This is a genomic window from Flavobacterium album, assembly GCF_003096035.1.
Classification (GTDB): domain Bacteria; phylum Bacteroidota; class Bacteroidia; order Flavobacteriales; family Flavobacteriaceae; genus Flavobacterium; species Flavobacterium album.
Genome location: NZ_CP029186.1, coordinates 1,479,121 through 1,500,706 on the forward strand (window position 1 = coordinate 1,479,121; position 21,586 = coordinate 1,500,706).

General features: G+C 46.0%; 20 protein-coding genes. 19 read left to right on the forward strand and 1 reads right to left on the reverse strand.

Translation table 11 applies throughout. The features are described 5' to 3' along the window. Nucleotides 1-21 precede the first annotated feature (21 nt). The 17 genes from HYN59_RS06475 to HYN59_RS06550 all read left to right on the forward strand — a co-directional run bounded on the left by HYN59_RS06475 (nt 22) and on the right by HYN59_RS06550 (nt 19,771). Nucleotides 22-1,053: a LacI family DNA-binding transcriptional regulator gene (locus HYN59_RS06475; RefSeq protein WP_108777497.1), complete on the forward strand. Its 1,032-nt coding sequence runs from the start codon at nt 22-24 to the stop codon at nt 1,051-1,053. Nucleotides 1,054-1,253: 200 nt separating this feature from the next. After that, on the forward strand, nt 1,254-2,624 hold the full coding sequence (locus HYN59_RS06480) for an MFS transporter (RefSeq protein ID WP_108777498.1): 1,371 nt from the start codon (nt 1,254-1,256) through the stop codon (nt 2,622-2,624). Continuing rightward, nucleotides 2,624-3,280 (forward strand): beta-phosphoglucomutase, encoded by a 657-nt coding sequence (pgmB, locus tag HYN59_RS06485; RefSeq protein WP_108777499.1) that lies wholly within the window; start codon nt 2,624-2,626, stop codon nt 3,278-3,280. Before HYN59_RS06480 ends, pgmB begins: the two co-directional genes overlap by 1 nt. 2 nt (nt 3,281-3,282) lie before the next feature. Further along, entirely contained in the window at nt 3,283-5,589 is a 2,307-nt protein-coding gene (locus HYN59_RS06490; protein ID WP_108777500.1) for a glycoside hydrolase family 65 protein, read from the forward strand. A gap of 194 nt (nt 5,590-5,783) precedes the next feature. Beyond that, nucleotides 5,784-7,619: a glycoside hydrolase family 13 protein gene (locus HYN59_RS06495; RefSeq protein ID WP_108779657.1), complete on the forward strand. Its 1,836-nt coding sequence runs from the start codon at nt 5,784-5,786 to the stop codon at nt 7,617-7,619. A gap of 128 nt (nt 7,620-7,747) precedes the next feature. Then, nucleotides 7,748-9,388: an alpha-amylase family glycosyl hydrolase gene (locus HYN59_RS06500; RefSeq protein ID WP_108779658.1), complete on the forward strand. Its 1,641-nt coding sequence runs from the start codon at nt 7,748-7,750 to the stop codon at nt 9,386-9,388. Between the two features lie 22 nt (nt 9,389-9,410). After that, nucleotides 9,411-10,022, forward strand: a complete 612-nt coding sequence (locus tag HYN59_RS06505; protein WP_146185879.1) for a uracil-DNA glycosylase — start codon at nt 9,411-9,413, stop codon at nt 10,020-10,022. Next, a complete protein-coding gene (locus HYN59_RS06510; RefSeq protein WP_108777502.1) occupies nt 10,019-11,458 on the forward strand; it encodes an alpha-amylase family glycosyl hydrolase in 1,440 nt (479 codons plus the stop codon). The genes HYN59_RS06505 and HYN59_RS06510 overlap by 4 nt, the downstream gene beginning before the upstream one ends. A gap of 68 nt (nt 11,459-11,526) precedes the next feature. Continuing rightward, the gene (locus tag HYN59_RS06515) at nt 11,527-12,699 is read left to right on the forward strand and encodes a T9SS type A sorting domain-containing protein (RefSeq protein ID WP_108777503.1); all 1,173 of its coding nucleotides are present in this window, start codon (nt 11,527-11,529) and stop codon (nt 12,697-12,699) included. 485 nt (nt 12,700-13,184) lie between these two features. After that, the gene (locus HYN59_RS06520; protein ID WP_108777504.1) at nt 13,185-13,865 is read left to right on the forward strand and encodes a glycerophosphodiester phosphodiesterase; all 681 of its coding nucleotides are present in this window, start codon (nt 13,185-13,187) and stop codon (nt 13,863-13,865) included. Then, nucleotides 13,862-15,079 (forward strand): BaiN/RdsA family NAD(P)/FAD-dependent oxidoreductase, encoded by a 1,218-nt coding sequence (locus HYN59_RS06525; RefSeq protein ID WP_108777505.1) that lies wholly within the window; start codon nt 13,862-13,864, stop codon nt 15,077-15,079. The genes HYN59_RS06520 and HYN59_RS06525 overlap by 4 nt, the downstream gene beginning before the upstream one ends. A gap of 15 nt (nt 15,080-15,094) precedes the next feature. Then, nucleotides 15,095-15,250, forward strand: a complete 156-nt coding sequence (locus tag HYN59_RS18025; RefSeq protein ID WP_181369521.1) for a hypothetical protein — start codon at nt 15,095-15,097, stop codon at nt 15,248-15,250. Nucleotides 15,251-15,331: 81 nt separating this feature from the next. Further along, on the forward strand, nt 15,332-15,925 hold the full coding sequence (locus HYN59_RS06530; protein WP_146185880.1) for a hypothetical protein: 594 nt from the start codon (nt 15,332-15,334) through the stop codon (nt 15,923-15,925). A 231-nt stretch (nt 15,926-16,156) separates the two neighbouring features. After that, nucleotides 16,157-16,843: an NUDIX hydrolase gene (locus tag HYN59_RS06535; RefSeq protein WP_108777507.1), complete on the forward strand. Its 687-nt coding sequence runs from the start codon at nt 16,157-16,159 to the stop codon at nt 16,841-16,843. A gap of 75 nt (nt 16,844-16,918) precedes the next feature. Then, the gene (gene prs / locus HYN59_RS06540; protein ID WP_108777508.1) at nt 16,919-17,746 is read left to right on the forward strand and encodes a ribose-phosphate diphosphokinase; all 828 of its coding nucleotides are present in this window, start codon (nt 16,919-16,921) and stop codon (nt 17,744-17,746) included. Continuing rightward, complete coding sequence (locus HYN59_RS06545) at nt 17,743-18,294, forward strand: riboflavin biosynthesis intermediates N-glycosidase (protein WP_108777509.1); 552 nt, start codon at nt 17,743-17,745, stop codon at nt 18,292-18,294. The genes prs and HYN59_RS06545 overlap by 4 nt, the downstream gene beginning before the upstream one ends. Before the next feature lie 4 nt (nt 18,295-18,298). Continuing rightward, the gene (locus tag HYN59_RS06550) at nt 18,299-19,771 is read left to right on the forward strand and encodes a nicotinate phosphoribosyltransferase (protein WP_108777510.1); all 1,473 of its coding nucleotides are present in this window, start codon (nt 18,299-18,301) and stop codon (nt 19,769-19,771) included. A gap of 56 nt (nt 19,772-19,827) precedes the next feature. Here HYN59_RS06550 and HYN59_RS06555 read toward each other — a convergent pair whose 3' ends face one another. Next, nucleotides 19,828-20,319 carry a TspO/MBR family protein gene (locus HYN59_RS06555; RefSeq protein ID WP_108777511.1) on the reverse strand — a complete coding sequence of 164 codons (492 nt, stop codon included), beginning with the start codon at nt 20,317-20,319 and terminating at the stop codon, nt 19,828-19,830. A 95-nt stretch (nt 20,320-20,414) separates the two neighbouring features. Here HYN59_RS06555 and HYN59_RS06560 point away from each other — a divergent pair, with 95 nt between their 5' ends. Further along, nucleotides 20,415-20,978, forward strand: a complete 564-nt coding sequence (locus HYN59_RS06560) for a DUF4256 domain-containing protein (RefSeq protein WP_219928797.1) — start codon at nt 20,415-20,417, stop codon at nt 20,976-20,978. A gap of 51 nt (nt 20,979-21,029) precedes the next feature. Then, nucleotides 21,030-21,479 carry a GNAT family N-acetyltransferase gene (locus HYN59_RS06565; protein WP_108777512.1) on the forward strand — a complete coding sequence of 150 codons (450 nt, stop codon included), beginning with the start codon at nt 21,030-21,032 and terminating at the stop codon, nt 21,477-21,479. Nucleotides 21,480-21,586 lie beyond the last annotated feature (107 nt).

Below are 21,586 nucleotides of genomic sequence, written 5' to 3' on the forward strand. Positions count from 1 at the left end.
TCACTCATTTACATATTCGCAATGAAGAGAAAAGTTACCCTGAAACAGATTGCAAAAGAACTTGACGTATCCATTTCAACTGTTTCAAAATCGCTTCGCAACAGCCCCGAAATCAGCGAAGATACCCGCCAGAAAGTACAGGCATTCGCAAAGCTGTATAACTACAGGCCAAACAACATTGCATTAAGCCTTAAGAATAAGAAAACCAAGACGATAGGAATAATAATCCCCGAGATAGTGCACCATTTTTTCGCAACCGTGATAAGCGGCATAGAGCAGGTGGCCAACGAGAACGGGTACAACGTGATCGTATGCCTTTCGGACGAATCTTTTGATAAGGAAGTGATCAACATGGAAATGCTTGCAACAGGCAGTACCGACGGCTTTATCATGTCACTGTCTAAAGAAACCGAGCAGAAAAAAGATTTCCACCACATACAGGAGGTCATCAACCAGGGGATGCCTGTGGTGATGTTCGACCGTGTGACCAACGATGTGCTGTGCGACAAGGTGATCATCGACGACCAGATGGCGGCCTATGATGCTGTAGATTTTCTTATAAAAAAGGGCTTTAAAAAGGTGGCGCTGGTCACTACGGTAGACTATGTGAGTGTTGGCAAGCTGCGTACCGACGGCTACCTCCACGCGCTAAGTGACCACGACCTCCCGGTGGAAGAAGACATGATTGTAAAAATCGAAGACATTGCCAACTGTGCTTCCAAAATAGAAAAAATGCTAAAGGAGAATAAGCCCGAAGCTATTTTTGCGGTAAACGAGCTGTTTGCTGTAACAAGCATCAAGCTCGCTACCAAGATGGGCATTCGGGTGCCGGAAGACCTTTCAGTAATAGGATTTACCGATGGCATTATTTCGCAATTCTCTACCCCGAGCATTACCACCGTGAGCCAGAACGGAATAAAAATGGGCGGCAGGGCTGCAAAGCTGCTCATAGAAAGGCTCGAAATGGAGGAAGAAGAGGAAGAGAATGAACAATACCGCACCGAACTGATAGATACGCACCTTGTGGAAAGAGAATCTACGTCAACGTTGTAGTTGTATGTAAAATATTTAATACCAGTGTATTGAAAAATCAATTCCGCCTTGTTTGGTGGAATTTTTTTGACCTTAAATGTTTTTCGGATTAAAAAACATATATCTTTGCTATAATTATCAACGCTTATAGTCCACTTCAACCTATAAGATTTGATAAGCCATAAAACGCTTATCGTATTAGTAATCATTTAATTACGATAATGGAAAAGCGTAAATTAGGTTTCTGGGAAATTTGGAACATGAGTTTCGGCTTCCTGGGAATACAAATGGGTTTTGGCCTGCAAAATGCCAATGCCAGCAGGATACTCCAAAATTTTGGCGCCGATGTACATGAGCTTTCGTGGTTCTGGATCATAGCCCCATTGATGGGACTTATTGTCCAGCCTATAATAGGTCATTACAGCGACAACACCTGGACCCGTTTTGGGCGAAGGAAACCTTTTTTCCTTGTTGGTGCATTGCTTGCTTCTGTCGGCCTCATACTCATGCCGCAGGCTGATATTTTTGTGTCGCTCCTTCCGGCCCTTTGGGTAGGCGCGGGTATGCTCATGATTATGGATGCGTCATTCAACATTGCTATGGAGCCGTTCCGTGCTCTTGTGGCCGATAACCTCCGCAGCGACCAGCGTACCCTTGGCTTTAGCGTACAGACAGCGCTTATCGGGTTCGGGGCCGTGATCGGTTCGGTACTGCCGTATGTGGTGACCAACTGGTTTGGCGTATCCAACGAGAAGGTTGGCGACAGCGTTCCGCTGAACCTTACGCTTTCTTTTATTATCGGGGCAGCCGTCCTGGTAGCAACCATTATCATTACTGTAGTAACCACGAAGGAATATACACCTGAAGAACTGGCAAAATTTGACAAAGCAGAAGGTGTTCCTGACGAAAAGCCGCAGGAAGCAAAGCTTTCCGATATCTTTACGGATTTTGCAAAAATGCCCGCTACAATGCGGCAGCTTAGCTGGGTGCAGTTCTTTTCGTGGTTTGGCCTGTTTGGGATGTGGGTATTCACCACTCCTGCCATTGCGCACCACATTTACCACTTATCCATTGACGATTCTTCAAGCAAATCGTATCAGGATGCAGGCGACTGGGTGGGCATACTTTTCGGGGTCTACAATGCTGTTTCGGCTGTTTTTGCATTCTGCCTGCCTGCTATCGCCGCGAAGATCGGCAGGAAACTCACACATTCTATCTCGCTTGTCATTGGCGGATTAGGCCTCATTTCTATTTACTTTATGCCCAACGAAAACTGGGTAATGGTATCCATGGTGGGCGTAGGCATCGCCTGGGCAAGTATCTTATCGATGCCGTATGCTATTCTCGCGGGCTCTATTGCACCAAGGAAAATGGGCGTTTACATGGGCATTTTCAATTTCTTTATCGTAATACCGCAAATCATCAATGCGCTGATAGGCAGCCCGATTGTAAAATATGTTTATAACGGAAATGCCATCTATGCGATAATTACCAGTGGCGTAAGCTTTCTTATTGCGGCGCTGCTCGTTTCAAAAGTTAAGGATGTCGATGATACCGTGGCATCCGATCCAAAAACATCATTCAAAAAATAATGAACCAAAAAGCATTTATTTTCGACCTCGACGGGGTTATTGTCGATACGGCCAAATACCATTTCCTGGCTTGGCAAAGGATAGCGAACCGTTTAGGGATCGATTTTACACATGAACACAATGAACAATTAAAAGGGGTGAGCCGCGTGCGCTCCCTCGACATCATCCTCGGCCTTGGCAATGTAGAAGCCTCGCAGGAGGATAAGGACAAATGGCTGGCAGAAAAGAACGAGGCCTACCTGCAGTACATCGACCGTATGGAAGCCGATGAGATTTTGGAAGGCGTGGTGCCGGTGCTACAGTATTTAAAAGACAACAACCAAAAAGTCGCATTGGGTTCGGCAAGCAAGAACGCCCGCCCAATACTGGAGAAGGTGGGGATACTCCACTACTTCGATGCAATTGTGGATGGCAACGATGTAACCAACGCTAAACCCGACCCCGAGGTTTTTATCAGGGCGGCACAGCTGCTTGGTATGCCATCCGAAGGAGCGATAGTGTTTGAGGACTCGGTAGCAGGGATACAGGCCGCTAACTTGGCGAAGATGGTAAGCATAGGCATTGGCGACAAATCTGTGCTGCACGAGGCGCAATACAACTTTAACGACTTTACAGAAATAGATACGAAATTTTTAGCAACTTTAGTTACTACATAAAAATGAACCAGGATTATATACTACCTGACAATTGGTCGATCATAGAGGAGGGATTTGATGCGGAAAGGGTTGAATCTTCCGAAAGTTTATTCAGCATAGGCAATGGCGCCATGGGACAGCGCGCCAACTTTGAGGAAAGCTACTCCGGGCATACCTTTCAGGGCAGCTATATCGCTGGCGTTTACTATCCTGACAAAACTAAAGTAGGATGGTGGAAAAACGGTTATCCCGAATATTTTGCCAAAGTGCTCAACGCGCCCAACTGGATAGGCATCGATATTATCATCAATGATGAAATCCTTGACCTTAGCAAATGCGAAGTTAAGAATTTCAGGCGTGAGCTCAATATGCAGGAAGGCTGGTACAACCGCTCATTTGAAGCAATCTTGCAAAACGGCACTGAAGTATCAGTAAATGTAACGCGTTTCCTTTCATTGGTTTCTGATGAGCTGGGTGTTATCAATTACGAAGTAAAGCCACTCAACCGTGCGGCACAGATCACCTTCAAACCGTATGTAGATGCCGGCGTGAAGAACGTGGATGCCAACTGGGAAGAGAAATTCTGGGAACCGCTTGATGTACAGCATTCGGGCAATGAAGCCTTTGTTACGGCACGTACATACAAGACGCATTTCAACGCCTGTACGTTCATGCACAACAGCATCTTCCTTAACGGCAAAGACTTAGAAATACTTCCGGCGAATGCCGAAGCTTCCGAAGATAAAGTGCAGTTCAGCTATACTATTGAAGCCAACCCGAACGATACAGCAGCGATTATAAAATTTGGAGGATACACGGTTTCGATGAACCATGATAAAGACAAGCTGGCCGATGCCGCTAAAAATGTAATAGACGATGCTAAGGCAAAAGGCTATGAGGCATTGCTTGGCGAGCAGAAAGCGGCCTGGGCTTCTATCTGGGAAATGGCCGACATTACCATAGAAGGTGATGTAAAGGCACAGCAGGGCATCCGATTCAATATTTTCCAGCTAAACCAGACCTACCTTGGCAAAGACCCAAGGCTCAATATTGGCCCGAAAGGTTTTACCGGCGAAAAATACGGCGGAAGCACCTACTGGGACACCGAAGCCTACTGCATACCGTTCTACATGGCGACCAAAGACCAGCAGGTGGCGCGAAACCTTTTGACGTACCGTTACAACCAGTTGGACAAGGCCATAGAGAATGCCGCTAAGCTTGGCTTTACCAATGGTGCGGCACTCTACCCAATGGTTACCATGAACGGCGAGGAGTGCCACAACGAGTGGGAGATTACTTTTGAAGAGATACACCGCAATGGCGCTATTGCTTTTGCCATATATAACTATTACCGCTTTACAGGCGATTACAGCTACATTCCTGAAAAAGGGCTGGAAGTGCTGATAGGCATTGCGCGTTTCTGGCACCAGAGAGCAACGTATTCTACTAACAGGGATCAGTATGTGATACTGGGTGTAACGGGTCCGAATGAATATGAAAACAACGTAAACAACAACTTTTATACCAACTATATCGCCAAATGGTGCATTGATTATGCCCTTGAGCAGATAGAAAAAGTACAGGAAAACTACCCGGCAGATCACGCCCGTGTCATGGCAGCCGTGCAGCTGGATGCTGCCGAGATGCTGCAATGGAAGAACGTTGCAGACAACATGTATTTCCCCTATTCGGAAAAACACGGGGTTTATTTACAGCAGGACAACTTCCTGGACAAGGAACTGGTTAAGGTGGCCGACCTTGACCCATCACAGCGCCCCATCAACCAGAAATGGAGTTGGGACAGGATACTGCGTTCGCCCTACATCAAGCAGGCTGATGTATTGCAGGGCTTTTACTTCTTTGAAGACCATTTCTCGAAAGAAGATTTGGAAAAACATTTCGATTTCTATGAGCCGTTTACGGTACATGAGTCGTCACTCTCGCCGTGCGTTCATTCTATTCAGGCCGCCGTGCTTGGCAGGATGGAGCAGGCGTATACTTTCTATCTGAGGACATCGCGCCTTGACCTTGACGATTATAACAAAGAGGTAAAAGAAGGGCTGCACATAACCAGTATGGCCGGTACATGGATGAGCATCGTGGAAGGCTTTGGCGGCATGCGGGTGAAGAACGACACGCTGCATTTTGAGCCCAGGATACCACAGCAATGGAAAGGCTACTCCTTCAAGATCAACTTCCGCAACCAGGTACTGAAAGTATCGGTACACGCGGGAGAAACGAATTTTACATTAGAAGGCGAAAGGGAACTTGCAGTCGTGGTAAACGGCAAGGAAGTAACTGTAGAGCCGAATACATTAGTGACGGTGTAAACACTGTCGCTCTCTAATTGATAAAGAGATTCTTCCTTCGTCAGAATGACAAAGTTCGCGAAAGCTAAAGGAAAATATTGCAAATAAAATAATTATATCTCACTTCACTTTTGAAGGTATTATATGCCGGCAGGAGTGCAGCTGCCCCCTCTCCTTGGGAGAGGGGGTTGGGGGTGAGGACTAAAGAGCTAACTATGAAAAAACTATTACTCTTATTACTTTTTTCAGCTACGGCCTTCGCCCAAATCGACCGTATGGAGCCCCCCTTCTGGTATGCCGGGATGCACAACCCGGAGCTTCAGGTGATGTTCTATGGGAAGAATATAGCGCAGTACACCCCATCGGTTTCGAATAACATCGTGATCAAAAATGTGGTGCGCACGGAAAACCCGAATTACATTTTCGTCACCATCGACACCAAAAATGTTGCGGCTTCCGATCTTGTTTTTTCATTTAAAGATGGTAAAAACAAAGTTGCTTTCACTAAAAATTATTCCCTGAAAAAACGCAGGGAAGGTTCGGCGCAAAGGAAAAGCTACGATTCATCGGATATGATCTACCTTATCATGCCCGACCGTTTTGCGAACGGCAACCCCAATAATGACAACGATAAGTCAATGGCCGAAAAAGCCAACCGCAGCAACGATGGCGGCAGGCATGGCGGCGATATCGAAGGTATCATCAAAAACCTTGATTACCTCCAGGAGCTTGGCGTTACGGCGGTCTGGAATACGCCTGTGTGCGAAGACAATCATTCCCGTGGCTCCTACCACGGCTATGCGCAGACAGATGTATACAAAATAGACCCGCGCTATGGCACCAACGAAGATTATCTGCGCCTTTCGGCAGAACTGAAGAAAAGAGGCATGAAGCTCATCCTTGACTACGTGACCAACCACTGGGGCAGCGAGCATTGGATGTATAAAGACCTGCCGACCTACGAATGGGTACACCAGTTCCCGGGCTATTCGCAATCCAACTACCGCATGACGACGCAATTCGACCCGAATGCTTCAAAGATTGATGCTGTGCAATGTGAGGAAGGCTGGTTCGTAGAATCGATGCCCGACCTGAACCAAAGCAACCCGTTGGTGCTGAATTACCTTACGCAAAATGCTATATGGTGGATAGAATATGCCGACCTGGATGGCTTCCGTGTGGATACCTATTCGTACAACGACAAGGCCGGCATTGCAAAATGGACGAAAGCCATTACCGATGAATATCCGTATTTCAATATAGCAGGCGAAGTGTGGATGCACGACCAGGCGCAGATGGCCTATTGGCAGAAAGACAGTAAAGTAGCGGCAATTCAAAGCTATAACTCCTACCTGCCAACGGTAATGGATTTTACGCTGCATGATGCTATTAGCAGCGTATTTAATGAAGACAAGGCCGGGTGGGATAGTGGCATGCAGAAGGTATACGACAATTTCGCGAACGACTTTTTGTATCCAAATATCAACAATATACTGGTTTTTGCAGAGAACCATGATACGGGCCGCTTCAACGAAATATATAAAGGCGATTTCAATAAATACAAAATGGCGATGGCGCTTGTAGCTACTGTGCGCGGAATACCGCAATTGTATTACGGCAGCGAGATAGGTATGGCAGGCGATAAAGGCAAAGGCGATGGTGACATCCGCAGGGATTTCCCGGGCGGATGGGCAGGCGACAGCAACAATGCTTTTACCAAAGCAGGCCGCACAGCAGACCAGCAGAAATTCTTTGACTATACGTCGAAGCTTTTTACATGGAGAAAAAATAAAGAGGTCATTCATACCGGGAAAACAACACATTATGTCCCGCAGGATAATGTTTATGTGTATTTCAGGTACAATGATAAAGATATTGTGATGGTGGTTTTCAATGATAGCGCCGAGGCAAGGACTTTTAAAACGGCTCGTTTTGGCGAAAGCCTGAAAGGAAGGGTTTCAGGTAAAGACATCATGACGGGCAAAACTGTAAATGTAGCGGAAGAGATGACCGTTGCTCCTAAATCGGCGCTTATTTTGGAACTGAATTAGATTGAATATGTTCAGGCGAAAGCAAAAATTATGGAAATGTCACATTGAGCGCAGTCGAAATGCGGTATTTCCATAATTTTTGCTTCTCGACTGCGCTCGAAGTGACAAACGATACCTGTTATAACATGATGAAAAAATACCTCATACCTGCCTTCGCGGCCCTCACGCTTACCGGATGCTCATCCACGAAAGTGGCGTCGGCAAAAACGCCCTTTGTGTGGGAAGGCGCCAACATGTATTTCCTGATGACCGACCGTTTTGCTAATGGCGACAAAAGCAACGATGTGACATTAGGACGTACAAAAGAAACCGGAAAGCTGCGTGGTTTTGAAGGGGGGGATATAAAAGGTATTACGCAAAAAATAGAAGAAGGCTATTTCGATAAGCTCGGCATCAACGCCATCTGGCTTACGCCGATAGTGGAGCAGATACACGATGCTACCAACGAAGGGCAGGGTAACACCTATGGCTTTCACGGCTATTGGGCAAAAGACTGGACGGTACTTGATCCGAATTTCGGAACCGAAAAAGACCTCGCCGAACTTGTAGAAAAAGCCCACAAACATGGTATCCGCATTGTACTTGATGGTGTAATTAACCATACAGGGCCGGTTACCGCAATGGATGCCGTCTGGCCATCGGACTGGGTACGCACCGAACCGCAGTGCAAATATGATAATTATGAAAACACTACTGCCTGCACTTTGGTGAAAAACCTTCCGGATGTGATTACGGAAAGCGATAAGGAGGTAGAACTCCCGCCTTTTTTAATCGAAAAATGGAAAAAGGAAGGCCGGTATGAGCAAGAGGTAAAAGAGCTTGATGCTTTCTTCAAGCGCACCGGCTACCCTCGGGCACCAAAATATTACATCATCAAATGGCTTACGGATTATGTGCGCGACTATGGCATAGACGGTTACCGTGCCGATACCGTGAAGCATTTGGGCGAGGATGTCTGGGCAGAATTCAGTAAGCAGTGTGATTATGCTTTTGAAGAATGGAAGAGAAACAATCCCGGCAAAGTAGTGGATGATACTCCGTTTTTTACCGTAGGTGAAGTGTATGGCTATGGTATTTCGGGACAGAGGCTCTATGATTTTGGTGATAAGAAAGTAGATTATTTTGCGAACGGATTTACGGCGCTCATCAATTTTGAGATGAAGTACAGCGCTACAAAGCCTTACGAAGAAATGTTCAGCTATTACTCAGGCATCCTTAATGGGAACCTTGAAGGAAAGTCGGTGCTGAATTACCTCGCTTCGCATGACGATGGCGGGCCATTCGATAAAAAACGCGAAAGAGCGATTGAGGCAGGGACAAAGCTGCTGCTGGCTCCCGGCATTTCGCAGGTGTATTATGGGGATGAGTCGGCACGCCCGTTGGAAGTTCCCGGAGCTGAAGGCGATGCCAACCTGCGCTCGTTCATGAACTGGGACGATATTGCCAATAATTCCGAAACCCAAAAAGTACTGGCGCATTACCAAAAGCTGGGGCAGTTCCGCAAAAACCATCCTGCTGTAGGTGCAGGCGCGCATGCTATGATAACCGCTTCGCCTTACGTATTCGAAAGGACGTATGGCAAAGGGATAGATGACAGCGTGGTCATTGGCCTCGATCTCCCAAAAGGCAAAAAGACGATCATTATTGCCGATGTTTTTCGGGAAGGCGCAAAAGTGCGTGATGCCTATTCAGGCAAAACGGCAACAGTGAAAGGCGGTAATGTAGAACTGGACACAGAATTTGATATAGTATTACTTGAAAAGATATAAGCGGAAATATCAAGAAAATTATATGGAACAGGTAGATGATTTCATTCACAAACTTTCACTGGTTTCAAAATCAGGCGATTGTACGAATCTTTACTTTGGAAATGATATTAAAAGTGAAATCAGGCGAAATAATTTAAGAATGTATTTGTCCAAAATGAAAAATGAAAATCCATATCACTTACTCTTAGGAGAGGCTCCGGGATATAAAGGTTGTAGGCTTTCAGGTATAGCTTTTACAAGTGAGGGAATTTTATCGAAAAATGATTTTTTTGCTGGTGAAGAAGTTCAATTTATAAATGATGCGAAGCGCGAAAATGAAATTTCTGCGACAATTGTTTGGAATGAAATTTCCAAATTAAATAAGATGCCTCTGATTTGGAATATTTACCCTTTTCATCCTCATCTCAATGATAATGTAAATACAAACAGGACACCTACTCAGTCAGAACTAAATGAAGGTAAAGAGATTTTGAAAAGTTTACTGTATATTTTCTCAATTAAAAAAATTATTGCTTTAGGGAAAAAACCTCACCAGCAATTGCACGATATAGGTATTCCTTTTTGCTATGTCCGGCATCCGGCAAATGGGGGAAAAGATAAATTTGTTCAAGGAATTAATAAAGAAATTATATGAAAAAAACAGTACTAACCCTTATGGCGCTGGCTATTATCGCCACAAGCTGTAAGGAGGAGAAAAAAGAGGAATTAAAGGAAACCGCTCAAACCGAAACCGCACTGCCGCCTGTAAGCGATGCCATGATGGAGAACAGCGTGATCTATGAGGCGAACATCCGTAACTATTCGAAAGAGGGGACGTTTAATGCTTTTACTAAAGATATTCCGGAACTGAAAAAGCTGGGCGTAAAAGTAATTTGGCTTATGCCGGTATACCCGATTTCGATGAAGCGCAGGAAGGCTACCGGCGATAAGTCGATCGAAGATATCACCGACCCGAATGAAAGGAAAAAATACCTGGGCAGCTATTATGCCATTACCGACTATACCGCCATCAACCCCGACCTGGGTACGCTGGAGGACTTTCAAAAGCTGGTAAAAGCGGCACATGACAACGGCATGTATGTGATACTCGACTGGGTGGCTAACCATACCGGCTGGGATCACAAATGGATCACCGAGCACCCTGAATACTACGAAAAGAACAAAAAAGGCGAGGTAACCGACCCGCTAAACCCCGAGACCGGCGAGCCATGGGGCTGGACTGATGTAGCCCACCTGGATTATAAGAGCAAAAAACTCTACGAGCCCATGACGAATGAAATGCTATACTGGGTAAAGGAGCAGAATATAGATGGCTTCCGTTGTGATGTTGCGGATAATGTACCGACCGATTTCTGGAACTACGCGATACCGAAGCTAAAAGCCGTGAAGCCGGTGTTCATGCTGATGGAAAGCGACAAGGAGTACCTTTTCAAAGGCCAGTTCGATATGGGTTATGGCTGGGTAGCACACCACCTGATGAACGATGTGGCACAGGGCAAAAAGCCGGTAGCCGACCTGAAGAAATTCCTCGCAGAGATGCCCGGCAAATATGAAGCGGACGACATTTTTATGAATTTTACCTCCAACCACGACGAGAATGCCTGGAACGGCACTGAGTATGAAAGGCTGGGCGATGGTGCTGAGGCTTTCGCTGCAATGGCGTATGCGATGCCGGGCATGCCGCTCATTTATACCGGTCAGGAATACGATGTGAACAAACGCATCAAGTTCTTTGAGCAAGACGCTATCGAAAAAAACAAAGGGAAGATGTTTGCCGTATATGAAAATCTGGGCAGGCTGAAAAATGAAGATCCGGCGCTGAACGGCGGCAAAAAACCTGCAGCGTTCAAAATGCTGGAAACATCAGGAAGTGATAAAGCCCTGGCTTTCGAAAGGGAAAAGGACGGCAAAAAAGTAATTTATATTGCCAATCTTTCTAACGGCGCTGCAAGCTTTACCGTACCTGCAGAGGGCAGTTACACCAACTACATGACCGGCGAAAAGGTAACGTTTGCCAAAGGTCAAAAGTTGGACGCAAAGCCGTGGCAGTACTGGATATTGACAAATTAACCGTATAAGCTGCGGAGCCCAATCCGCGGCTTTGTTTTCTATAATTCTATTAACTAAAAACTTTTTACATGATGAAAAAATTACTGTTGCTATCGGCAGTATTCCTTATGGGGACTGCCTCAATGTTTGCCGATTTTGCCAATATCGGCATAGTGGGCGGATCTACTTCGGTGGGGTGGACACCGGCAAACGCATTTGCCATGACAACCACCGATGGTGTAACGTATTCCTATCAGGGTTTGGTGATTACTGTTCCCGGATCTGATCCCGGGGTAAAATTTGTTCAGGATAATGCCTGGACGATAAACTGGGGCGGCGGAAGCTTTCCTTCCGGTACCGGCACGCAGAATGGCGCTAACATCCCGGCGACCAATGGCACATGGGACGTAACCCTTAACATTGCTACCGGTGCTTACAGTTTTGTACCTGCGGGAGTTATCTACGATGACGTATATCTTGTTAGCGGCGCGATTGACTTTTCCCTCATGACAGATAACGGGGTGAATTATCGCAAGGAGTATGTAACTTTTGATAACGCGGCAAACGTTGCCTTTACAGTGAATGACAGCCCAACAGGATGGGGAAGCAGCAGCTTTCCTACAGGCACAGCTGTAACGGGTCAGGAAATTCCGGTTCCGGCCAACAGCTATAATATCGAATTTAATCTTGACACAAAGGAATACAGCTTTGACTTTTTAAAGATAAGCCTTGTAGGTACGGGTGTATTTGCAGATGACCCTAACTGGGGGACAGATCTTGACTTTACGTCTGATAATGGCGTAGACTATACAGTCGATAGTTTTGTTTTCCCGGGCGGTGAAGCAAAATTCAGGGTAAACCACCAGTGGAATACTGCATGGGGCGGCACTGATTTTCCTGCCGGTACAGCTTCTTCAGCCGGCGATGCGCCAAACCTTAACATTACAGCCGGAACGTATTCAGTTACTTTCAACAGGGTAACAGGTGCATATTCATTCAATACACTTGCAGGTACAAAGGATTTCAATGCCAATACTATTTCGGTGTACCCTAACCCATCGCAAAACGCATGGAACTTCAACGCAGGCAGCAACACTATCGCTGCTGTGCAGATCGTGGATGTAAGCGGTAAAATTGTTTACAATGCAACAGTAAATGCTGCTGAAACTACAGTAAACGCATCTGCCTTTGCATCAGGAATGTACTTCGCAAGGCTTACTTCGGGCAATGCGGTACAAACAGTGAGGGTAGTTAAAAACTAATTTTCAATGTTTATTTAGATAAGGCCCCGGAGTTCGCTTCGGGGCTTTTTTTATTTGGGCGTGTCCCTCCCCCGGCAAGAGGCCGGCGCACGGGTCGGGCTATCGGCTTTATCTGCTTCGTGCCCTGCATTTGCCGGCAGGCAGGCTCCGCAGGATATCGCCTCCATCCCTCACGCACCCGTTCAAAATCATAATATCGTTGTTACTATAATTGAATCCATTGTAAACAAATAAAATTTTATTTCACGCAAAGGCGCTGAGACGCAAAGCTGGGCACCCTAAACATTGCTACGCAATGCTTTGCGGCTTTTACGTCCAAAATCGGGCATGAGTCTTTGTGTCTTTGTGCCTTTGCGTGAAAATAAATCGACATATTGCAGAATGACATTTTATACATTTGACTATATTTAATCTGTGCCGATTTGCTTTATCCGTGTCATCTCTGTTGCATAATTTTAGCAGTATCTTTGTCAAAATCTTTTTCTATGTCATTCCTGAAAATAGGCCACCGCGGCGCAAAAGCCCACGCACCCGAAAACACCCTGGCATCGTTCCAGAAAGCGCTCGATCTGGGTGTGGACGGTATTGAGTTCGACGTACATGTTTGTGCCACGGGCGAATTGGTCGTGATCCATGATTTTACGATAGACCGTACCACCAGCGGCAGTGGCGAAGTGCACAAGATGGCGCTGGCAGAACTCAAAGCCCTAAAAGTTGAAGCTGAACATACAATAGCCACACTTGATGAGGTTATGGAATTGGTGGATAAAAAATGCATGGTAAACATTGAGATGAAGGGCAGGCATACCGCAAAGCCTGTGAGCGATTTCCTGAAAAACCTGATTCGTAAAGGCTATTCTTATGACGATTTTATAGTATCGAGTTTCCAAAGGGAGGAATTGGAGGAGATAAGTAAATTAAACCCGGATGTGCAGTTGGGGGTACTCACCCAGGCCAGCATGAAAGAAGCATGGGACTGGGCAGAGCAATTCAATGCCAAAGCCATCCATCCGCATTTTTCACTGCTTACGGAAAGCAACGTCCGTAAAGCACAGGAGGCAGGCTACAAAATATACACATGGACCGTAAATAATCCTGAAGACATTGCCCGCATGAAAAGCTATGGCGTTGATGGTATCATTTCCGATTATCCCGAACGCTTATGAGAAGCTTTGATGTAATTATCGCAGGCGGTGGTGCGGCGGGTTTTTTTACAGCCATAAACATTGCTGAAGCCAATCCGAAACTGAAAGTTGCCATACTGGAACGCGGCAAAGAAGTATTGTCTAAAGTCCGCATATCAGGTGGCGGCCGCTGCAATGTGACGCATGCCTGCTTTGTGCCGAACGACCTTGTGAAGTTTTACCCGCGTGGCGAAAAAGAACTTCGGGGACCATTTAACCGTTTTTGCTCCGGCGATACAATAGAGTGGTTTGAACGCCATGGTGTGGAATTAAAAATAGAAGAAGACGGACGCATGTTCCCTGTAACCGACAGCTCCCAAACCATCATCGACTGTTTTATGGAGGCGGTGAAAAAAATAAATATCCCGGTATTAACTGGCGAAAGCATCCAGTCGCTTTATAAGTCGGAAACCCATTGGAAGGTAGAAACGAATAAGGAAACCTTCCTGGCTGAAAAGCTGGTCATGGCCACTGGCAGCAACCCTAAAATGTGGGAAATGCTTGAAGAACTCGGCCATACGGTCGTGCCGCCGGTACCGTCACTGTTCACCTTCAACATTAAAGACCAGCGCATCAAAGACCTGATGGGGGTTTCGGCAATGGCTTCGGTAAAGGTAAAAGGAACCAAGCTTGAAGCTTCCGGTCCGCTGCTAATAACGCACTGGGGCATGAGCGGGCCGGGGATACTGCGCCTTTCGGCATGGGGAGCGCGCGACCTTTTTAATAAAAACTACCAGTTCACATTGCAGGTCAACTGGCTGAACGATGTGGATACTAATGACTGTCTTGAAACACTTAAAGGGCTAAAGCAGGAACAGGCAAAAAAGACCGTAGGCAAACACTCGCCTTTCGATTTCCCGAAACGCTTGTGGGAGAGCCTCGTTGCAGCATCAGGAATTACCCCTGAAACACGCTGGGCCGACCTTTCCAAAAACCAGTTACAGGCGCTTGCCATGCAACTGACCGATGGGCATTTTAATGTAAATGGCAAAAGTACCTTCAAAGAAGAATTTGTTACGGCAGGAGGCATCGACCTGAAAGAAGTTAATTTCAAAACGATGGAAAGCAAGTTGCTGGAAAACCTTTATTTTGCCGGGGAAATACTGAATATTGATGCCATAACCGGTGGTTTCAACTTCCAGAATGCTTGGACAGATGGATTTATAGCGGCGGAAAGTATTGTTTCGAATAATTAATTTCTAAAGATTATTATGAGTAAAAGAGTGTCGAAAAACTCAGGATTATTTTGGGATAGTCTGCCGGCTGAAGAACAAAATGAGATACTTCTTTCAGATGAAGAAAGCAAATTAGAAGAAAATCTCATCTCACATGAAGAAATGAAGAAAAAATACAGTAAGTGGCTATAGCTTTATATTGTAAGAAAAATATAATACTTTAACGCAACCGTTTTCATATCGCCGCATCTAAAAGTAAAAACCATGCACATTATGAAAAAGACAATTTTACTTTTTGGATTAGGCGTATTCTTTATGGCCTGTTCGGATGACAATGCATCAACGGTTGATAACCCGATCAACACTGAGAACAGGGTGCTTCTGTTGAAAGTCGACCTTCTCACCAACACCTTTGAAGGCGGTAAAGAGCTTATCTTTCCCAATGCCGATGGCTTTACTATCGGGCATGACTATGTGCCGCCCGGGGACTTTGGCAGTATTAAGCTGAAATATACCGAAACCGGCGGGACTATTTTCGATGGTACGATCGTGTGGAGCGGCCTTGGCGCAATGACTTACCCGGAGGCGCTGGATGCACCCGGTACCTTTTCTGTAATGGATAATTCAGGGGAAATGCCTGCACTTTCACAATTTGAAACGGTGAATTATATAAATGAGGGCGAAGGCGTGATCCCACCATCGGAAATTGATTACCAGTCGATATGGAATGCCATTAGCGACCTCCAGCAGGTAGCAGCTTACAGGGCAAGCAACCCAAATGCTAAAATACACCTGTTCCTTTATACTCCAAGCGTAGGCATTGGCAACCCGCAGGAGTGGGATTGGTTCGTGATCCTTAAAAATTAAATGCAATATCAAAAAACGGATAGTGGCCTCCTGGATAAGGGGGCTTTTTCTTTGAGGGTTATTGGAACGCGGATGACGCGGATCGGGCGGATTTACAGGGATTTCCTTAGGCAGGCTCTCAATAAAATGCAGCGTTAACAAATCGACTATGAGTAAAAATCTGCGATAATCAGCCCGATCCGCGTCATCCGCGTTCCATTTATTCATCTATCTTTGTGTAAACCATACACTATGCTGCAAAATATCAGGATCGCCGTAGATGCCGTTGTTTTCGGTTACCAAAATAGCCAGCTTTACGTACTCCTCATCCGGCAAAAGTTTGGGCAGGAAGAGGCTTACTGGGCGCTTCCCGGCGGACTTGTGCATGACGATGAGCCGCTTATAGATGCCGTAAAACGCGAGTTGCAGGAGGAGACCAACGTGGCCGTGAATTATCTGGAACAGCTCTATACTTTTGGTGATGATACCGGCCGCGACTCCCGTAACAGGGTGATATCGGTGGCTTATTTTGCGCTTATTGATTCCTCCAAAACGGTTATTAAGGCAGCTACCGATGCCGAGAACGTGCAGTGGTGTGCCATTGATGAGGTGCCTGCGCTTGCCTTCGACCACAACCTGATAATCACCACTGCCTTTGCCCGCCTTAAAGCAAAACTCACCTACCAGCCTGTTGGTTTCGACCTGCTTCCGGCTGAATTCCTCTTTTCGGAACTTGAAAACCTGTATTGCATAATTTTACAGAAGGAGATCGATCGTAGGAATTTCCGGAAAAAGATAATGAGCTTCGGGATTGTTGAGGATACAGGTCAGCTATCCGACAAAAAAGAAGGCCGCCCGGCAAAGCTTTTCCGCTTCAATAAAGCCAAATACCAGGCTATGGAAAAGGAAGGATTCCACTTCGAAATAAAGTTTGCGTAAAAAATACACTAAATAATTTGTGAGATAATTTTATTCGTTTAACTTTGTGTAAAAATAACGCAAAATATATTTGATATGTTAGTTTTAAATCTTGACCCCGCTTTCATGCCAATAGAAGGAACCGAAATTGCATTCAAAAGCTTTTCGTTTTCCGGTGGCGAACCGCATATAAAGATCGAGCCCGGTTTTGATGTATCGCAAACCGTAACCATTACACACCGCCTGAACAGCTTTAACCGGCTTGGGGAATTGTGCGTAACCGTCGATGCCCTGAAGCGTATGGGCGTACAGAAGATAAATCTTTTTATACCGTATTTTCCGGGAGCGCGCCAGGACAGGATTATGATTCCCGGTGAGCCATTGACGGTAAAAGTGTACGCCAATATTATCAATGCAATGGGCTTTGCGAAAGTAACGGTATTTGACCCGCACTCTGAAGTCGCTCCTGCATTGCTAAACAATTGTGAGATCGTTCCCAATTATGTTTTTATAGACGAAGTATTAAAAAGGATAGGAAGCAATGTAAAGCTGATTTCCCCTGATGGCGGTGCCTTAAAAAAGATATACAAACTGTCCGAATATCTTGGCGGTGCAGATGTCGTGGAATGCAGCAAAAGCAGGGATGTAAAAACCGGGAAGCTTTCAGGCTTTAAAGTATATGAGGATGACCTGGCCGGTGCCGACTGCCTTATCGTAGATGATATATGCGATGGTGGCGGGACATTTGTTGGCCTTGCCGAAGAGCTGAAAAAGAAGCATGCCGGTAAGCTGTACCTTACGGTGAGCCACGGGATATTCAATAAAGGGTTTGATATGTTTGAAGGCTTCGAAAGGCTGTACACCACAAATTCATTCACCGATTTTAACAACAATAAGATCGAACAGATAAAAATACAGCTATGAGATATTCAAAAGAAAAATTGATAGCCGATAAAGGCCCTAAAGAATACCTGTTCTTTTGGGGACACCAGCCTTCGAAAGACGGCAGCATCACCAAATCCTGCTTCAGCCAGTGGTGGGAAAGTGCATTTACAGTTGATGGTACTGAATACAAGTCAGCCGAACACTGGATGATGGCAAAGAAAGCAGCCTTGTTTGGCGATAGCGAAATGGAAGCAAGGATATTGGAATGCATTACACCTGTCGAAGCCAAAAAATTGGGCCGTGAAGTGCGCGGTTATGACGATGCTCTTTGGACAGCAAACCGCTACAACATCGTGATGCAGGGCAATTACCATAAGTTCAGCCAAAATGAGGCATTGAAGAATTTTTTGCTCAGCACTGGCGACCACATTTTGGTGGAAGCCAGTCCGGTCGACCCGATATGGGGAATTGGACTTGAGGAGAACAGCGCCGATGCCTTTCAACCGGAAAACTGGCGTGGGCTGAACCTGTTGGGCTTTGCCATTATGGAAGCAAGAGAACATATAACCAACAACGAAACACTATAAAACCATGAACCCATTATTATTAACAGACGGCTATAAAGTAGACCACCGCAGGCAATACCCTCAAGGTACTACCCTGGTATATTCTAACTGGACACCAAGGAAATCGAGGATTGAAGGCGTAGAGGAAGTAGTGTTCTTCGGGTTGCAGTACTTCATCAAGAAATATATTATTGAGGATTTTGAGCGCTACTTTTTTGCGCGCCCAAAATACGAGGTGCTGAAAGAATACTCCCGCCGCATCAACAATTACCTTGGCGAGAACCAGGTGGGCGCCGATCATATTGCTGCCCTGCACGACCTTGGCTATATCCCGATGGTATTCAAGGCGCTGCCGGAAGGTGCAGGAGTTCCCGTGCGTGTACCGATGTTCACGATGTATAACACCCTGCCGGAATTTTTTTGGCTGACCAATTATTTCGAAACGCTGCTCTCTAATATCGTGTGGCTGCCCTGCAATTCGGCTACTATTGCTAAAGAATACCGCAGGATACTGGACAAATATGCTGCCGAAACATCGTCTGTGCCGGAGTTCGTTAACTGGCAGGGGCACGATTTCTCCATGCGCGGTATGGGCGGCATCGATGCGTCCCTCGCTTCATCGGCGGCGCACCTGCTGAGCTTTACAGGTACCGATACTATTCCCGCCATAGAGTTCCTGGAGCAGTATTATAATGCCGATTCGGATAAAGAACTCGTGGGCGGGTCGGTGCCTGCAACCGAGCATTCCGTTATGTGCATGGGAACAACGGAAGGTGAATTGGAGACTTTTAAGCGCCTGATAACAGAGGTCTATCCCAAGGGCATCGTTTCCATCGTTTCAGACACCTGGGATCTTTGGAAAGTGCTTACCGAATACCTGCCTGCGCTTAAAGATGAGATCACAGGCCGTGATGGCAAAGTGGTTATTCGCCCCGACAGCGGCAACCCGGTAGACATTTTGTGCGGCAACCCTGATGGGAAAACTGAAAAGGAGCGCAAAGGTGTTGTGGAACTGCTATGGGATGTTTTTGGCGGCATGATCAATAGCAAAGGCTACAAAGAGCTCATCCCACAGATAGGGGCTATTTATGGCGACAGTATTACACTGGAACGTGCCACGAAAATATGCGAGCGCCTGAAACAAAAAGGGTTTGCGTCTACCAATGTCGTGCTGGGCATCGGGTCATTCACCTACCAGTACAACACGCGCGACACCTTTGGCTTTGCCATGAAAGCAACCTACGGCGAAGTGAATGGCGAGGGCCGGGAAATATTCAAGGATCCTGTTACGGATGACGGTACTAAGAAGTCGGCCAAAGGACTGATGAAGATCATCCTCGAAGACGGTACCTATAAACTGATCGATCAGGTAATTTGGGAAGAAGAGCAGCAGGGAGAGCTGAAGGAAGTTTTCAGGGATGGAAAATTACTGGTTGACCAATCATTGAAAGACATACGGGAGAGAATCCGAAGCAATAAGAGCCTGGATAAAAGATAATAGACGCTTAGGGGTCTTCGCAAGGCAATAGAAAATAATCAATAAAAAATAATCAATTACTTATTCAGCCACCATATTGACCCGTTAAGCACCAGTGCAAACGATACCCAAAGCAGGTAGGGGATGAACAGGAATCCAGCAGGCTTACTTACCTTGTTGAATTGCACGAACGTTTCATAGATCATTAGCCAAAGTATTATAATCTCAGCAAAAGCGAGCAAGGGATTGTGCAGGCCGAAGAAAAGATAGGACCACAGCGCATTGAGCCCTAATTGTACCGCAAAGAATGTCAGCCCTTTTTTTACGGTTTCTTTTTGGATGTCGATCCTGTCCCATACCAAACCGGCAGCAACGCCCATTAGGATATACAGTACGGTCCACACCGGCGCAAAAACTGAATTCGGTGGGTTGAATACCGGTTTCACCAATGTTGGGTACCATGTTTGGACGCCCTCCCGGGTCACCTGGCCTGAAATAAAGCCGATCCCCACACAGGTGGCGACCATAATGATAATCTTAAAGGTAACGGATAGCGGTTTCTTTTCCATATTGTAAAGTTACAATGAAATTTGTATTCCTGTGTGAAAATTATTATAAATGGTTTGAGTAAATTTGGAATACTGGATAGACAAATAAGTACGCTATGAAAATGAATAAAGAATTATCACCCGAACAGCGCGAAAGCCTGCTGAATGTACTAAAAGCACGCTTTGATAAAAATATGGACCGCCACAAAGGTATTAAATGGTCAGATGTAGCCACAAGGCTGGAAACCAACACGGAAAAATTATGGTCGCTCGATGCCATGGAAGAAACGGGCGGCGAACCCGATGTGGTTGGCTTCGACAAAAGTACCGGTGAATATATTTTCTATGACTGTGCTACTGAAAGCCCTAAAGGCCGCAGGAGCATTTGTTATGACCACCATGCGTTAGAGTCGCGCAAGGAGCACAAGCCGGGGCACAGCGCTGTAGGTATGGCTGCCGAAATGGGTATCGATATTTTGACCGAAGCACAATACCGCGAATTGCAGCAGCTTGGTAAATTCGACCTGAAAACCTCCAGTTGGGTGGCAACCCCAGCCGCTATACGGAAGTTGGGCGGGGCTGTATTTTGCGACAGGCGCTATGATACCGTTTTCCGGTACCATAACGGCGCGGAGTCCTATTATGCCGCAAGGGGATTCAGGGGCTTATTGAGGGTTTAAGTTCATATAAAAGCTTATATTTGGATTGGAAATTGCTAAATCCAAAAAGGAATGATAACTATAGAACGCACTACTTCGGAGAATATTGACTTTCGAGGCCTTGTCCGCGAACTGGACAAAGATCTCGCTATCAGGGATGGCGATGAGCATGATTTCTTCCACCAGTTCAATAAGATCGACATGCTGAAACAGGTTGTCGTGGCTTATAAAGACGGTGTTCCTGCAGGCTGCGGTGCTGTCAAACCGTATGACGATAAAACAATGGAAGTTAAGCGGATGTTCGTACCGCAGGAATACCGTGGGCAGGGCATAGCAGCACTCGTTTTGCAGGATTTGGAGCAATGGAGCAGTGAACTGGGCTTTGATAAATGCATCCTCGAGACAGGTATAAAAATGCCCGAAGCGATACGCCTTTACCAAAAGAGTGGCTACCGTCAGATTCCGAATTACGGCCAATATGCCGGTGTGGAAAGCAGTGTTTGTTTTGAAAAATTATTGTAGGCTTATTTCACAAAGATTCCCAAAGAAAGGAATTATGCCTAAAATAACTTTGCGGGCCTTTGCGACTTCTTTGCGTATCTTTGCGGCACAGCTTTTAATGCCAAAAT